The sequence below is a fragment of the Blautia stercoris genome (genome assembly GCF_054657695.1).
In genome coordinates this window covers 430,962-446,229 of record NZ_BAAHYF010000002.1, presented here as the reverse complement: position 1 = coordinate 446,229, position 15,268 = coordinate 430,962, and the positions used below count along the sequence as shown (strand labels likewise).

Genomic DNA, 15,268 nt, shown 5'->3' with positions numbered 1-15,268 from the left:
ATCGGTGATAGCAATGCTTCGATTACAGATTCTAGATTTTCCTAGGCTGTTTCATATAATTTATCTGAATGATTTGCCTCATTCATTGCATCTTCTTTACAAAGCGTAATGACTTCTTTTAAAGAAAGGTCTGGATTCTAATGAATTATAACATGAATAATCGGTATCTCACAGATAAAAAAGGCCAGATAATGATTTTTTCTCATTACCTGACCTCTCTCCTAGTCTATCGCATTTAAGCCACTTCCCCAGATTACAACTCCACTTTTACTGTCAAGTGCAGTAAATGTCATGACATATTTCTTCCCATCTTCATCCCACTGTTTTAAAGCAATCCCTTTATACTCTGCCTCGTCGGTCTTTATGGTAATATTATAATCTCCACTTAATTCCCAAGTTCCCTCAAGAGCCCCACTTATCGTATTGTTTTTATTCAATACCAGTTCTTCAGACTCTTTCATATCCGGAGAGATATCACGTCCGTGGTTAATATATTTATACGTTCCAACAAGCTGTTTACTTTCCAGTTTTTCTGCACTTTCTTCGGTATAGCGGTATGGCGCAATAACCGGCCAGCCTTCTTCATTAAAAAACATCTGGTGTACACGCACTTCATGAGTTTCTCCGCTATTTTCAAATCGTGTGTGATAAATAATAAAATATTTTCCGGTTTCTTCCTGATACAGACAGGAATTATGACCTGGTGAAAGATAGCCTTTTCGATCTTCTCCTTCTTCTCCTTCTTTCCAGGTAAATTTATAACCACCCATTAATTTTGTTCCGTACTGTTCTGCCGTTGCATCACTAAAGGCACTTCCCGCCGGACCTTTACAATCTTTCATGTCCTGTCCCATGGAATCTACATAAGGACCATTCGGGTTCTCGGAACGACACACACGGATATTATAGCCTCCATCTGAATCTAAGCCTCCAAACGATAAGAACATATAATAATATCCGGTTTCTTCATTATAGATGACATAAGGAGCTTCAATTCTTAGATGATTTCCTCCAAGCAGTTTTTCTCCATATCCGCTCTCTAAAGGCATTCCGCTCTCTGCATCCATTTCTTTTACAAAGATTCCTCCGGAATAAGAGCCATAAATCATCCAGAGTTTCCCTTCTTTATCATAAAATACAACCGGGTCTACCACATTTGGGTCTGTTGTCGCCTGATACAGATTTCCATCTTCGTCCTTCTCACTTGCACTCATTCCGGATTTTAGCATAATTCCCTCATTGCTATAAGGTCCTTCCACAGAATCTGAAACTGCTGTTCCAAGACAGGATAGCGGAGAGTCCCCTTTGCAATTACAATAATATAATTTATAACTTCCATCGTTTAATTTTATGACGTCTGGAGCCCAAAACGTATTGCTCTGTGACCACTCAAATGCTTCTTTCATTTCTTTTAATACATTTGGAATCACCGTATTATTATTTTTTACTCCCTGATTGACATACGTCCAGTTCATTAAATCCTCTGTTTTTGCTACTGCAAGATGTGAGCCAAAAATATAATAGCTTCCATCTTCTCCCTCTATAATCGATGGGTCATGAACCGATACTTCAGAAAATTCTTTTTCCACCGGAGTATCTGCTTTTAATTTTTCTTTTTGTGCGCCACAACCTGTCATTAACATGAGAGACATTGCAGCAAGCACAATTGCTATTTTTTTTCGTTTCATAAATTAAATCCTTCTCCTGTAAAAAAAGCCCAAATGGATATCATCTACCTTCTATCCATTTGAGCCTTTTCTTATTTTTTTGCTATTTCCATCGGACTATAGGCAATCCGAACTTTAATATCCTGATTATAATTTCCAAATTCACTTCCGAAAATGGTAATTCCACCGATATTTTTTGCATCTTCTTCAATTTCAAATTTAAATCTTACCGTGCTTTTATAATCCAGATTAAATTGATTAATTGTAACATCTGAGATTTTCAATCCATCTACAAACGTTCCCTTTTTATTAATTACAATCATCTTTAACAATCCATACTGGTTCCAGTTTGGAAACCACCAGTCCGGTGTAAAGATTCCCTGTACATCTCCATAGTCTCCCGGACTTGTCCAAGTACCGATTTTTACATCATTCAGGAAAATTGAAATATCCGAAGGCCAGTCATTATTGATTCCCGGTGCTTCTGAACTGATTTCAAGAGAAACCGTAATCTGGTCAATTTTGGTTGCACTCGGCAACAGATTTGGAATCATATACTCAATATAACCTTTTGTAAACCACAAAATTCCAGCATTGATTCTATCCGGATGAGAAAAATAACGTGGGTCATCTACCTCTCCGACAATTGCCTTACTTGTAGCAAGTCCACAGGTCGGATATACATTATAATCCGAATAATGTCCTACTTTCACTTCCGTATTATAAATATTCTGGTCTTCTTCGGTTTCTTCAGATTCTACATCAACCACAATCTTATCAACTGCAACTTTACAGATTTTCTGATTTCCATGTCCTCCGCGTTCTGTCATAACCTGAATGATTCCACTTTCTTCCAGTTTCTTGATATGACTGGTCAGCGCACCATTTGTAATTCCAAGACTTGTTGCAAGTTCATTCATGTTCATCTCATGGTTTTCCTGAAGAAGCTTGATAATATTAATTCTCAGTTCTGAACCAAGCGCCTTGAAAACCTCCAGGCCCTCGTCCAAATTTTTCACATGCAACATCTTATAAGTCCTACTTTCTCAGAAATAAATACCTCGTATCTTCAAAATACCTTTAGATTGGTCTAAAGTATACTATACCACGAATTTTCCCCAATACGCAAGACCTAAGTTGTTGATTCCGGTCAGCACATACCCTTTTTTTTGATTTTCAATATCACAGCATGAATAAATAATTCCATTCTGAAAATATTCACTCTCTTTATCCAGTGTACAGACCTTTGACTGTTTCATATTGTTATCAAATTCATCAAATATAATTAATTCCCAGTCGCCTTGGAGCTTTTCCATATCCGGTTTCGATACCGGCTCAAAGTTCTCTCCCTGATATGGTTCTGCACCAAATACCGGCCAGTCATTGATAAAAAACATCGGCCGTATCATCATATAATGAATCTGATAGCTATCCCTGTCTTCTGCTTCCTCATAAATACGATTTACCTTTGCACCATCCCGTACATGATGCACAAAATAATAATGTTCCGACTGTGGGTCATAAAATGGGACACCATGCCCCGGTCCACGAAATCCTCCCCACTTCCAGTCTTTTTTTGCTTTACCCACTCTTGGATTTACCGCTTCAAACTGATAACTCCCTGCAAGTTTTATCCCCATTCCTTCTTCTACAAGTGAATTTCCATGCCAGTCCAGATACGGCCCTGTCACGCACCTGCTTCTTCCAACACGGATGTCATAAGTATCTCCAAGCCAGCCATAAGACTGAAACAGATAAAAATAACCTGTCTCAGGCGCATAAATGACCGATGCCCCCTCCGGTCCGTCAATCAATGACTTTTTTGCTTTTCTTGAGATACAGTTGCCAAGCTCCTTCGCATCATTTGAGAGAGAAAGACCACTTGTGGCATCTAACTCTTTGATATAAATTCCACCAAAGAAAGAACCATACACTAGATAACACCTCTCGTTATCCCAGATAATATGTGCATCAATTGCATTTGGTGCTGTATCATCCGTCCCCCAGGTATCTGCTACAATTCCTCTGTTTTCAAACGGTCCAAGCGGATGTTTAGAAACTGCAAGCCAGATTCTTGATTCCGAACTGCCAAATGCTTTTGTTGCTGAATAATACATCCGGTATTCTCCATGTGTATATTCCACATAAGGAGCCCAGAAATTCACAGTCTGTGGATACTCTCCGTTGTCTCTTCCTTCTTTGATGGCCTTTTGGGAAAGCGCAATTCCTTCATATTCAAAATGAATCAAATCTTTTGAGCTTCTGACCGGAATTCCGATTTTTTCTGTCAGCCCATCTTCCGGCTGATATACATCCGTACTATAAGAGTAGTATTTTTCTGTCACCGGATCCCACATCATAGAAGGGTCATGGGACCACAGAGATGCATTTTTAAAAACGCTGCCTTCATTTAATGTTAATATTCCTGTTTTCAAAATTTCTCCTCTTTTTAAAAAAGGGCTGTTTTCAGAATATCTGAAGACAACCCTATCTCTTTTTCTTTTCTTATCCTTTTACACCGGATACAGCCATAGATTCAATAATGTAACGCTGGAAGAAGAAGAACAACAACAGCGTTGGAAGAATCGAAAGCACTGACGCAGCCATAATCAGAGGATAATCACTGTTTACCGCATAATATGCATTAAAGGAACGGATGACAACCTGTAACGTAAACCATTCTTCATTCTGAATAAAGATGGTTGGTGCAAGGTAATCATTCCAGATTCCCATAAACCAGAGAATCAACTGTGTCATTAATGCACCTTTCATCAACGGAAGGAAGATGCTCCAGTACATGCGGAAGTAACTACATCCATCGAGTTTTGCAGCTTCTACGATAGAATCCGGAATACTGGTCAGATTCTGTCTTAAGAAGAAAATGATGCTTACATTTCCGAATAATCCCGGAATGATAAGTGGAAGCAGACTATTTGTCCATCCCATTTTTGTAAACATTACATACTGCGGAATCATAACAACTGCAAATGGAATCATCATCGTTGCAAGAAGTCCTAAGAAAATACCATTTTTTCCTTTGAATTTTAATTTACTAAAGGAAAATGCTGCAAGGGAAGAAGTAAATGCTCCCACTACCAACACCGGTATTGCAACAGTTAAGGTATTTCTTAAACCTCTTAAAAATTCCGGTTTCTGCAATACTTCAGAGTATTTTCCAAATTTCCAAGGGTCCGGAATAATACTAAAGTTTGCAGAAAGAATCTGGTTCTTTGTCATAAAAGAACTTAATACCATGTACAAAAGCGGGAATACCATTGCAACCGCTCCGATTAAAAGCAGTAAAAATATAATGCCATCTATCGTTTTTGCTTTTTTTGTTTTTACTTCTGAACTCTGTTCATCTAATTTTGCCATATTCCCACCTCCTTACTCGATTGTCTTAACCCACTTATCCTGACCTTTAAAGTTAATTGCTGTTACAATAAAGATTAAGATAGCAAGTATAAATGCCATTGCAGAACCGTATCCCATCTGATTATTTCCAAAGGATTTATCATACATATAGAATACAACGGTTGCCGCACTGTAGTTTAATCCACCATTTGGAACCATAACAAGTACTTCTACAAATACCTGGAATCCTCCAATCAAACCGGTAATCAACAGATAGAATGTAACCGGTGATACCAGTGGAAGTGTAATGTGACGGAATAATCTCCAGCCGCTGGCTCCATCAATTTTTGCTGCTTCATAATAGTCTCTTGGAATACTCTGTAAACCGGACAGGTAAAGGACGATAGAACCACCAAGTCCTTTCCATACCATGAAAATAATCATGGATACTTTTACCCAGAACTGGTCACCTAACCAGTTTGGTCCGTGTATACCGGATACCGCTTTGATAATACTGTTTAATAGACCATAATCATAGTTGAATACCCACATCCACAGAATTGCAACTGCAACTAAGGAAGATACAACCGGTACATAGTATAAAGTACGAAGAATCTTAATTCCTCTCATTTTACGATTCATTCCAACTGCAATCAACATAGCCAGTGCCATTCCAATCGGAATACCAAGCATGTAAACAATAGTATTTCCTAATACCTTCCAGAATTTTGCATCTGTCAATAATTTTGCATAGTTCTGAAATCCTACAAAATTATCTAACATGCTGTTCATACCATTCCATTTTGTCATACTGGCAATCAGTGCAAACACAATCGGGAATGCCATGAAAATACAGAAACCAATGAACGGCGGTGCTACAAATGCCAGTCCCCAGCAATGTTCTTTATATGCCGCACGGTTCATTTTTTGCTTTGTTTTCGTTTTGCTCATCTCTTCCGCTCCTTAATCTTTAAGGAAGCAAAGCCGGAATAATCCGGTTCTGCTTGAATTTACTATTCTACACTCTCCCATGCTTCATCCAGAGATGCCTGCATCTGAGGCTGTACCTGCTCGATGTATTCATCTACTGTCATAGAGCCATTTTTCACGTTATCAAGTCCTTCAAGAAAAATGTCGTTCCATTCAGCATTTGGAGTATAAGTTGTTTCCTGGAATCTTCCCTCGTATTTGTCTGTTCCCTGTAAATAGTTAAAGAATACATTTACATTTGATGGGAATGCAAGTGTTCCATCTTCAATTGCTGTCATAAATTCACCGTCAGCAAGGTCTTTCATATTTGGCAACTGGATGGACTGCCCACCTTCGATACCACTAAGCTGTTTCTGTCCGGCATCATCTGTACACAGATAAGAAACCAGTTCAGTTGCTTCTTCTTTATTTTTACTGTTTGCAGATACACAGAAACCAACTGTTCCAAGCCATGTCATGGATTTTCCGGTTGACAGTGTCGGATATGCACATAAATCCCAGTTGAATGGGAATGTTTCTTTATCCATAAATGCTGCTACGTCCCAAGTACCACATGCATAAAATGCTTCCTGTCCTGCAAGCCATCTCTGATATACACCAAGAGAAGCATCCTGTTCTACAGTAGGAGTAATTCCAAGTTCCAGTGTACAGTCAACATATTTCTGAAGTGCTTCTTTAAATTCCGGAGTGTCAATGGTTACTGTTTTGTGGTCGTCACTTAAGTAGCTTGCTCCGTTTGACCATACAAATGGCTGAAGCATGAATGCATTTGCAAATCCACATCCCCACTGGTCGATTTCTCCATCACCATCTGTATCTTTAGTCAGTTTTTTACAAACTTCGATGAACTCATCGTATGTATATGGATTTTCCGGGTCCGGATAATCAAGTCCTGCTTCATCAAATAAATCTTTATTGTATGCATAAGCAAATACGGATGCATCTTTTGGAAGTGCATATAAATCGCCACTTCCTGTCTTATCTCCATCATAGCGATAGCTGTCTAAAGCTTCCTGTGCTAACATTCCATCTGTGCTGATTCCTTTTTTATCCAGAATCGGCTGAAGGTCTTCAATATATCCGTTCTCAACAAACTGTTCTACTGATTCCGGTCCAACATAAAAGATATCCGGCAAATCCCCTGCTGTCATCATACCTGTTAATGTTTTGGAATATTCGTCCTGAGTTGTAATCTGTACATCAATGTTTCCAATTGTATCTGCATGGTCTTTCTTATACTGGTCAATCATGCTTTTGTATACAGTTGACTCATGATCATTTGCAAAGATAAAAATAGAAAGGTTTTTCTTTCCGTCTGCTGTTTCTGATGAATCTTTGCTTCCGCCACATCCTGCTAAAAGTGATGTAGCCATTACTGCTACCAGTCCTGCTGAAACTAATTTCTTTAACTTCATTAAGGGCTCCTCCTCTTTCTTCGATAGACTATATCGTACTTCGTTTCTAAAGCCATACTAGCACTTAGTTTTAGATTTAGCAATAGTTTTTTATATTTTTCTAAATATTCACATGATTTTCGCTTTTTTCTACAATTCTGTCATTTTGTTTTTGTGCATATTTTTCTAAAATATTTAGATTAACATAAACTATATTTCTTATGCAAATACCTCTTCCATTGTCTGATATTCAAACACCGGGAAATCATTTTCGTCATAGCGCACTTTCATTATCATCGCATGACGATTTGGGTCATAAAGCGGGTCTCCCACAATCTCATCATAAGGTCTTGCATGATAAACACAAAGGTCTGTCTCTCCATCTTCCGCTTTTACAAATGAATTGTGTCCCGGTCCAAACACACCGGCTTTTACATCTGTTTTCAGTACCGGATAGCGCAGTTTTGTCCAGCACGCTGGGTCTAACAGGTCTGCATCCTCATCGATAGAAAGCATACCCATGCAGTAACATTCTCCGGTTGCACTTGCTGAGAAAGTCATATAAATTTTTCCGTTATGTTTTAAAATTGCCGGTCCTTCATTTACCCAGAAATCAATTCTTTCCCAGTCATAATCCGGTGTTGTTAAAAGTACCTGAACGGTTGCAAGCTTGTTTGGTGTTTCCATTTTTGCAATGTACAGGTTTGAAATCTGTTTGCCAACCCCTGTTTTTTCTGCCCAGATATAGTAATAATCCCCTTTATGTTCAAATACTGTCGCATCCAGTGAAAATGCATGGAAAGAAAATTCATCTTCATTTGCTGCCTGCATCATTCCTAATTCTTCCCATTCATCTTTCATCGGGTCTTGTCCTTTACAATGAAGAACGTAAGGACGAATTTCCCAGATGTCATCTTTATCCCCTGCTGCGTAGTAAATGTACCATCCACCGTCTACATAATGGATTTCCGGAGCCCAAATATGAATACTCTGTGGTCCTTCTTCATGCTTTACCCAAAGTGTTTTCTCTTTGGCCTCTGCAAGTCCTTTTACTGTATCGGAAGAACGAAGCACAATCTTATCATATTCCGGTACGGAAGCAGTAAAATAATAAGTTCCATCCTGACTCTTATACACATACGGATCCGCCCTCTGTAAAATCAATGGTTTGTTGTACTTGGTTTCTTTATAGTTATTTTTGTTCATTCCTTTTTCTCCTTTTAGATTAATGTAAATTAATTTTATATTATTTAAATATAAATTTCAATAGTATTTTAGACTTTTGTAAAATATTACTGATTCCAATTCAGCTTTTTTGTGAATGATTTTGCGGCTTTTTGTTTGAATTTTATATTAGATTATTCTATAATATTATACAGAAACCAAAACATTTAAGATTTTACCGCCAAAAATGGCAGAACGGAGACGATTTTTTTATGAATCTTTTTACCCATGACAGCTTGCTGTCTCGATTTTTCTATCTTGTAGGAGATATCATCACCCTTCATTTTTTATGGATTTTATGCAGTCTTCCAATTATCACCATTGGAGCTTCCACTACTGCTCTTTATTACAGTTGTATGAAACGTATCCGTACGAAAGAAGGATACCCGCTTAAAAACTTTTTTTCTTCTTTTAAAATAAATTTTAAGCAATCCACACTTATCTGGATTGGGCTAATGATTATCGGATTTGTATTTTTTACAGACTTTCGAATTGCCATGGCACTTGAAAATACACTCGGTCGTCTGATGCTGGTGACCTGTTCCTGTTTTCTTATTCCATACCTTCTCATTTGCCTTTATATTTTTCCGGTACAGGCAAAATTTAAAAATACCATCTACAATAATTTAAAAAATGCTTTTTTTATGGCCATCCGTCATTTTCCATTGACTCTGCTTTTAATTGCAATCGATGCCACTTTTATTCTGCTTTTCTTTTCTTTCGTTCCATTTATTGGACTGGCACTTTGCTGTGGAGTCGGATTGCTTGGATATTTAAATGCGAATTTATTTGTTTTTATCTTTCGTAAATATGTACCCGATGAATTAGAACACGACCTGGAAATCTCCGGTGAACGATTTTAAGAGGAGCCCTTTTTATGAATACAAAATTCAAAAAGACTGCTTTGGAAGATGATGCAGAGATTTATCAGCACGGCACAAAATCAGCCACAAAAGACGATATCAAAAAATTGCCGCCCAAAAAACGTATCGCTTACTTTTGTGACTACTATCTGGCAAAATGTCTTGTGGTCCTTGCCCTTATCATCTGCATCATCCTTATTATATGCGCAAGTATCAATGGAAAACAACATACCCCCGTACTTTCTGTCGCACTCATCAATGAAGTCTACCTTTCGGATACGGATGCCCTTTGTGATGAGATAAAAGAAAGTCTTGAACTAGATGAAGATGCCATCGTAAACGTCACTTATTACAATCTCAACGAATATCAAAATAACATGTCTTATCTGGCTCATCTTTCTGCCGGAAGCGTCGATGTGATTCTTTGCTCTGAAGAATTTTTTACTGATTCTGCTCCACAGGGAATGTTTGCAGATTTAAGTACCCTGCTTTCAAAAGAGGAACTTTCTGCTTATTCCTCGCAGTTAAAAGAGGCTTCTATTGTTGATACCGACACAGACGGAAAAATCATTTCTAAATCTGAACCTGCTCCTATGGGGATTGATGCAGGAAATTATATTATCTGTCTAACTGAAAAAGGGGACAACCCAGAAAATGCGAAAAAAGCAGTTTCTTTCTTTACGACACACACAGACTGCCTGAACCCATAAATTCAGGTAGTTTGTGTGTTTTATTTTTGAAATAGACTTTTCCCTTTGTAAAATTTCTGGTATGGTTAAATAATATCAATTACAATATTCCTGCTTATTTCAATTAAATAAACTGGCCGAAGTAAAAGGCATGCCTTCTGTTACCTTAAAACAACGATAACGCCCGTTTTAACGATGCATTAAATCCAGAAAAACTCGAAGGAAGCTATACCTTAAATGGAGAGCTTAATACCAGTGTTACCAGTCCTATCGCAGATGCTGCCAATCAGTTAGGAAATGGCGGTCTTTCTAGCGCAGACGAAGCATTAAATTTATCAAAAAGAGATAACATAAAAAAGGGACGGAGTTTGTAGCTTGACTAAGCCACAAACCCCGTCCCTTTTTAGATTATTCACAATAACTTTTTATCAGTTCATAAATCTCATTTCTATTTTTTCCAAGCACCAGTTCTAATTCTGAATACAGGCGATTCTCCGCTATATCAAAGTATCTCTCGTCTACTATCGGTACTTTTTTGCCTTGTTTTTGACGTCCTTGTTTTCTTTGATAAATCAATTTCACAATACCTATCAGTCGCTCTGGATTATTGCTTTGTATCGCTTCTTTATAGTTTCATTTTTCCCACCTCTGTTTTCTTTCTATCTTTATTTTACTCTTTATTTAATTTTCTTTCAAAGGTGGTTTTTCACAAACTTTTTTGCGATGTCTCTGCAACAAGTTGCACAATTAGAAGTATTTTCTAATCTCTAAGAGGTTTTCTACGCATCCATATAAGATTTCTTTTAATGCTTCTTCTGGTTCTGTCTGGTCCGGAACCATCACAACTTTACACCCTGCACGATAGGCACTTAAGACTCCATTTGGCGAATCTTCCACTGCCATACATTCTTCTGGCAAAAGTTTAAGCTGCCTACAGGCATATTCATAAATATCCGGTGAAGGCTTTCCGTATTCTACCATTGTTGCACAGATAATTTTATCAAAATATGGTTCTAAACCAATTTGTTTTAAGTATTTTCTGGCACGTTCTTCATCCGTTGCCGTAGCAATCGCACGTTTGACATTTTTTGTTTTTAAAAATTCAAGCAGTTCTACTGCTCCTTTTTTCAGTTCAATTCCATTCTTTTGAAGACATTCTTCCATGATTTCTTTTCGATAATTACGAATTGTAGTGTAATCCAGATTCTCATCATGAAACATCTCTTTTAAATGTTTTGGCGCATAGGGTCTTCCAAGAGAGCGCATACTAAGTGCCTGTTCATCACTCATCTCATATCCAAAATGTGCCAGTGCCTTTGGCCAGAAAATCCGGTAATATTTCTCTGTGTCAATTAATGTTCCATCCATATCAAAAATGACTGCTTTTATCATACTGATTTTTTCATTCCTTCTCTTTTTATTCTTCTGTTTTATTCTTCTGCCTTCGCATCAACCCACTCTACGGTATATTCTTTTCCGATTTGTTCTCCTACATTTTTCACATATCCTTCAATCAGGCTTTTCGCCCGTTCTTTTGCCTGATTTAAAAGATTTCCATTCTCATTTGCAGTTTCTTCCATGTGATTTTGCGTCTCTGCAAGTGCCTCGGTTTCTTCTTCTTTTGTGATTTTAGTCATAAATCCGGTATCGGTAAGAGGCTCTCCCATAGAATCCTCGTCTAAATCCACACTCAAAATCTCAGCATCCGGAATGGTCACCTTTACCACTCCGTCTTTGCTTGGTTTGGAAACAGACACCTTGCTGACATCTACCCCAAGTTCTACAATTCCACTGTACTCAGTCCAGATTTTTTTATATCCTGTTCCAAGCCATTTAAACAATCCGCTGGCTTCCGTCTCTGATTTTGCTACATTGTGATAATAGCATTTTAAAGTTGCAAGTTCACAGACGGATTGAATTGCTGAAAAATCAGCCTCTTTTTTTTCCTCTTTCTTATCTGCACACCCGGTAAGACACAGCATACTGATTACTAAAAGACAAAGTATTTTTTTTCGTTTCATTTTATTTTCTCCATTTTTTATCACACTTTACCACTGAATCGAATACCCTTCATGTTCAAGAATCGGTGATAGCAATGCTTCGATTACAGATTCCAGATTTTCCTGGGCTGTTTCATATAATTTATCTGAATGATTTGCCTCATTCATTGCATCTTCTTTACAAAGCGTAATGACTTCTTTTAAAGAAAGGTCTGGATTCTTTGGAATATAGCTAATCGAATTTTCATCTAGCGTTGCAATATTAATCTCTATCTTTGGAAGAACCGGTGTCACAGTCTTTTTTTCTTCATTGATTTTAAATGTCACCTCTTCCATGTTAATTCCGACTTTCACATTGGCATCATACGCAATATAGCAGTCTATCTCATCCGGATTTTCTTGATTATGTTTTTCTGCTACACCGTTATAAACAAACTCTGCGGTAGAAAGCTGGCTGATATTTATCGCATCTTCGAGTTGAGAAGATGTAATGGTCGTTTCTTTTCCTGCCTTGTTCATCACGCCCGGAAGTACCAGACCTGCTCCTGCTGCAATTGCCACAATCAGAACAAGTAAGACAAGTTTTTTCTTCATAGTATTCTCCCATAATTTTAAAGTTTTCTGGTTTCCTGCTATTTTATCATATTTTATTAAATCTGGAAATACAATGAAAATGCACAAATGTTATTGCAAGTCGGACATATTTTCTATATAATGATGTTTGTTGTGACTTTAGATTTACAAAGGAGAGAAACATGAACGAAAATAAAGAGTTCAAGCCGTATATTCCGGCTGAAAAAGTGACACCTGAATTTACAATCACTTCTATTGTAATGGGTATCCTTCTTGCAATTGTGTTCGGTGCAGCAAACGCTTACCTCGGATTACGTGTTGGTATGACCGTTTCTGCATCCATCCCGGCTGCTGTAATTTCCATGGGTGTAATTCGCGTTATCATGCGAAAAAACTCCATTTTGGAAAGTAACCTGGTACAGACTATTGGCTCTGCCGGAGAGTCTTTAGCCGCTGGTGCTATTTTCACCCTGCCTGCTTTATTCTTATGGGCAGCAGAAGGAAAAATGGATAAACCAAGTATTATTGAAATCACAATTATCGCTTTAATCGGTGGTCTGCTTGGTGTGTTATTCATGATTCCGCTTAGAAACGCATTAATCGTAAAAGAACATGGCGTACTTCCTTATCCGGAAGGTACTGCGTGTGCAGAGGTTCTTTTAGCTGGTGAAGAAGGTGGAGCAAATGCTTCTACTGTATTTGCCGGACTTGGTATTGCTGCCGGATTTAAATTCATTATCGATGGATTAAAACTGGTTCCAAGTGAAGTATCTTTCCGCGTAAAAGGATACGCTGGAGAAATCGGAACACAGATTTACCCAGCTGTTATGAGCGTTGGTTACATCTGTGGACCAAGAATTTCTTCTTATATGTTTGCCGGTGGTATTGTCAGCTGGCTGGTATTTATTCCGGCAATTGTACTGTTTGGTAATGATTTGACTTTATATCCGGGAACTGCTCCTATCGGAGAAATGTTTGCAGCCGGAGGCGCAAGCGCAATCTGGGGAAGTTATATCCGCTACATCGGTGCCGGTGCACTGGCAGCAGGCGGTATCATCAGTTTAATTAAATCCCTTCCTCTGATTATCCGTACGTTCCGTGACGCCTTAAAAAGTATGTCCGGTTCTAAAGGTACAGGAAATAAACGTACTGAGCAGGATTTAAGCATGAAATTCTTATTAATTGCTATCCTCATTCTGACTCTGCTTGTATGGTTAGTACCTGCAATTCCGGTAACTCTCGTTGGTGCGATTATCGTTGTTATCTTTGGTTTCTTCTTTGCAACTGTTTCTTCAAGAATGGTTGGTCTTGTAGGAAGCTCAAATAACCCGGTTTCCGGTATGGCAATCGCAACTCTTCTGATTGCTACTATCATCTTAAAAATAACAGGTGACCATGGTGCCCATGGTATGCAGGGTGCAATCGCTATCGGTTCCATCATCTGTATCGTAGCTGCAATCGCCGGAGATGCTTCTCAGGATTTAAAAACCGGATATTTACTCGGTGCAACTCCTAAGAAACAGCAGATTGGTGAAATGATTGGTGTTATCGCCGCTGCTTTTGCAATCGGTGGTGTATTATATTTATTAGATGCCGCATGGGGCTTTGGTACTGAACAGCTCGGTGCACCTCAGGCAATGTTAATGAAAATGATCATCGAAGGCGTTATGGATGGAAATCTGCCTTGGACTCTCGTATTTATCGGTGTATTCCTTGCAATTGCAGTCGAAATCGTAGGAATTCCGGTACTTCCATTTGCAATCGGTGTTTACCTTCCGGTACAGCTCAATGCTTGTATCATGGTAGGTGGTCTTGTTCGTCTTGTATTTGATAAAATGAACAAAGAACAGAAAGAAAAAGATGCAATCATCAGCGACGGTATCTTATATTGTTCTGGTATGATTGCCGGAGAAGGCTTAGTTGGTATTTTACTCGCTATCTTTGCTGTATTTGGACTGAATGATGCAATCGACTTATCTTCTAAATTAAATCTTTCTACACCGGTAGCTAATATCGGAAGCTTAGTTGTATTTGCTCTGATTATATTAAGTTTATTGAAATTTTCCGTCTGGAAAAAAAGAAAGTAAATGATGAAAAAAAATAACAATGTGATTTCAGAGAATTATCTGGAACGAAAACCAAGCCGACCGGAGGGCATCTCCTGGTCGGCTGATGAAAATGGAATTATTACACTCGACATTGAAAATACCGGTGCTTTTAACCGAATTGCGCAAAAATTTTTTAAAAAACCAAAAGTCACACATATCCATCTGGATGAAATAGGAAGCTTTGTATGGCCTTTATTAGATGGAGAAAAAAATATTATCGAACTTGGAAAAGAAGTCGAAAACCATTTCGGTGAAAAAGCAAATCCATTATATGAACGCCTTGCCAAGTATTTTCAAATATTAGATAGTTATCACTTTGTTGAGTGGAAGTAAAAAATAGCTCTTATCATGAAATTGAATTTTCACGATAGGAGCTATTTTTATTTACTTTTATTATTTACTTTTT

General features: G+C 38.0%; 15 protein-coding genes. 4 read left to right on the top strand and 11 right to left on the bottom strand.

Features of this window, described 5'->3' with window-relative positions; all coding sequences use genetic code 11:
* Window positions 1-221: 221 nt before the first annotated feature.
* The 7 genes from ACYQ2D_RS11845 to ACYQ2D_RS11815 all read right to left on the bottom strand — a co-directional run bounded on the left by ACYQ2D_RS11845 (window position 222) and on the right by ACYQ2D_RS11815 (window position 8,611).
* Window positions 222-1,688, bottom strand: coding sequence for a glycoside hydrolase family 43 protein (locus ACYQ2D_RS11845; protein ID WP_459785545.1), 1,467 nt, complete (start codon window positions 1,686-1,688; stop codon window positions 222-224).
* A 71-nt stretch (window positions 1,689-1,759) separates the two neighbouring features.
* Window positions 1,760-2,695, bottom strand: a complete 936-nt coding sequence (locus tag ACYQ2D_RS11840; RefSeq protein WP_117456524.1) for an ArsR/SmtB family transcription factor — start codon at window positions 2,693-2,695, stop codon at window positions 1,760-1,762.
* 72 nt (window positions 2,696-2,767) lie between these two features.
* On the bottom strand, window positions 2,768-4,102 hold the full coding sequence (locus ACYQ2D_RS11835; protein WP_459785543.1) for an arabinan endo-1,5-alpha-L-arabinosidase: 1,335 nt from the start codon (window positions 4,100-4,102) through the stop codon (window positions 2,768-2,770).
* 70 nt (window positions 4,103-4,172) lie between these two features.
* The gene (locus tag ACYQ2D_RS11830) at window positions 4,173-5,042 is read right to left on the bottom strand and encodes a carbohydrate ABC transporter permease (protein WP_117456523.1); all 870 of its coding nucleotides are present in this window, start codon (window positions 5,040-5,042) and stop codon (window positions 4,173-4,175) included.
* Between the two features lie 12 nt (window positions 5,043-5,054).
* Complete coding sequence (locus ACYQ2D_RS11825) at window positions 5,055-5,972, bottom strand: carbohydrate ABC transporter permease (RefSeq protein WP_117456522.1); 918 nt, start codon at window positions 5,970-5,972, stop codon at window positions 5,055-5,057.
* A gap of 62 nt (window positions 5,973-6,034) precedes the next feature.
* Window positions 6,035-7,426: an ABC transporter substrate-binding protein gene (locus ACYQ2D_RS11820; RefSeq protein ID WP_459785540.1), complete on the bottom strand. Its 1,392-nt coding sequence runs from the start codon at window positions 7,424-7,426 to the stop codon at window positions 6,035-6,037.
* A 198-nt stretch (window positions 7,427-7,624) separates the two neighbouring features.
* On the bottom strand, window positions 7,625-8,611 hold the full coding sequence (locus ACYQ2D_RS11815) for a glycoside hydrolase family 43 protein (protein ID WP_117456520.1): 987 nt from the start codon (window positions 8,609-8,611) through the stop codon (window positions 7,625-7,627).
* 230 nt (window positions 8,612-8,841) lie between these two features.
* Between ACYQ2D_RS11815 and ACYQ2D_RS11810 the strand changes: the two genes are divergently transcribed.
* Together ACYQ2D_RS11810 and ACYQ2D_RS11805 are read left to right on the top strand one after the other, a co-directional pair.
* Window positions 8,842-9,492, top strand: a complete 651-nt coding sequence (locus ACYQ2D_RS11810; RefSeq protein ID WP_117456519.1) for a YesL family protein — start codon at window positions 8,842-8,844, stop codon at window positions 9,490-9,492.
* A 14-nt stretch (window positions 9,493-9,506) separates the two neighbouring features.
* Window positions 9,507-10,202, top strand: coding sequence for a hypothetical protein (locus ACYQ2D_RS11805; protein ID WP_187558983.1), 696 nt, complete (start codon window positions 9,507-9,509; stop codon window positions 10,200-10,202).
* A gap of 387 nt (window positions 10,203-10,589) precedes the next feature.
* Here the strand turns inward: ACYQ2D_RS11805 and ACYQ2D_RS11800 are convergent, their stop codons facing one another.
* The 4 genes from ACYQ2D_RS11800 to ACYQ2D_RS11785 form a co-directional block, all read right to left on the bottom strand.
* A complete protein-coding gene (locus ACYQ2D_RS11800) occupies window positions 10,590-10,757 on the bottom strand; it encodes a hypothetical protein (RefSeq protein ID WP_459785538.1) in 168 nt (55 codons plus the stop codon).
* A 171-nt stretch (window positions 10,758-10,928) separates the two neighbouring features.
* Window positions 10,929-11,573, bottom strand: a complete 645-nt coding sequence (locus ACYQ2D_RS11795; RefSeq protein WP_117456515.1) for an HAD family hydrolase — start codon at window positions 11,571-11,573, stop codon at window positions 10,929-10,931.
* A 38-nt stretch (window positions 11,574-11,611) separates the two neighbouring features.
* Window positions 11,612-12,202: a DUF4230 domain-containing protein gene (locus ACYQ2D_RS11790; RefSeq protein WP_459785536.1), complete on the bottom strand. Its 591-nt coding sequence runs from the start codon at window positions 12,200-12,202 to the stop codon at window positions 11,612-11,614.
* Window positions 12,203-12,229: 27 nt separating this feature from the next.
* Window positions 12,230-12,775, bottom strand: a complete 546-nt coding sequence (locus tag ACYQ2D_RS11785) for a DUF4230 domain-containing protein (protein WP_117456513.1) — start codon at window positions 12,773-12,775, stop codon at window positions 12,230-12,232.
* Window positions 12,776-12,936: 161 nt separating this feature from the next.
* Here ACYQ2D_RS11785 and ACYQ2D_RS11780 point away from each other — a divergent pair, with 161 nt between their 5' ends.
* On the top strand, window positions 12,937-14,841 hold the full coding sequence (locus ACYQ2D_RS11780) for an OPT family oligopeptide transporter (protein WP_117456512.1): 1,905 nt from the start codon (window positions 12,937-12,939) through the stop codon (window positions 14,839-14,841).
* Window positions 14,842-15,195: a PqqD family protein gene (locus ACYQ2D_RS11775; RefSeq protein WP_459785534.1), complete on the top strand. Its 354-nt coding sequence runs from the start codon at window positions 14,842-14,844 to the stop codon at window positions 15,193-15,195. It abuts the gene before it with no gap.
* The last annotated feature ends 73 nt before the right edge of the window (window positions 15,196-15,268 follow it).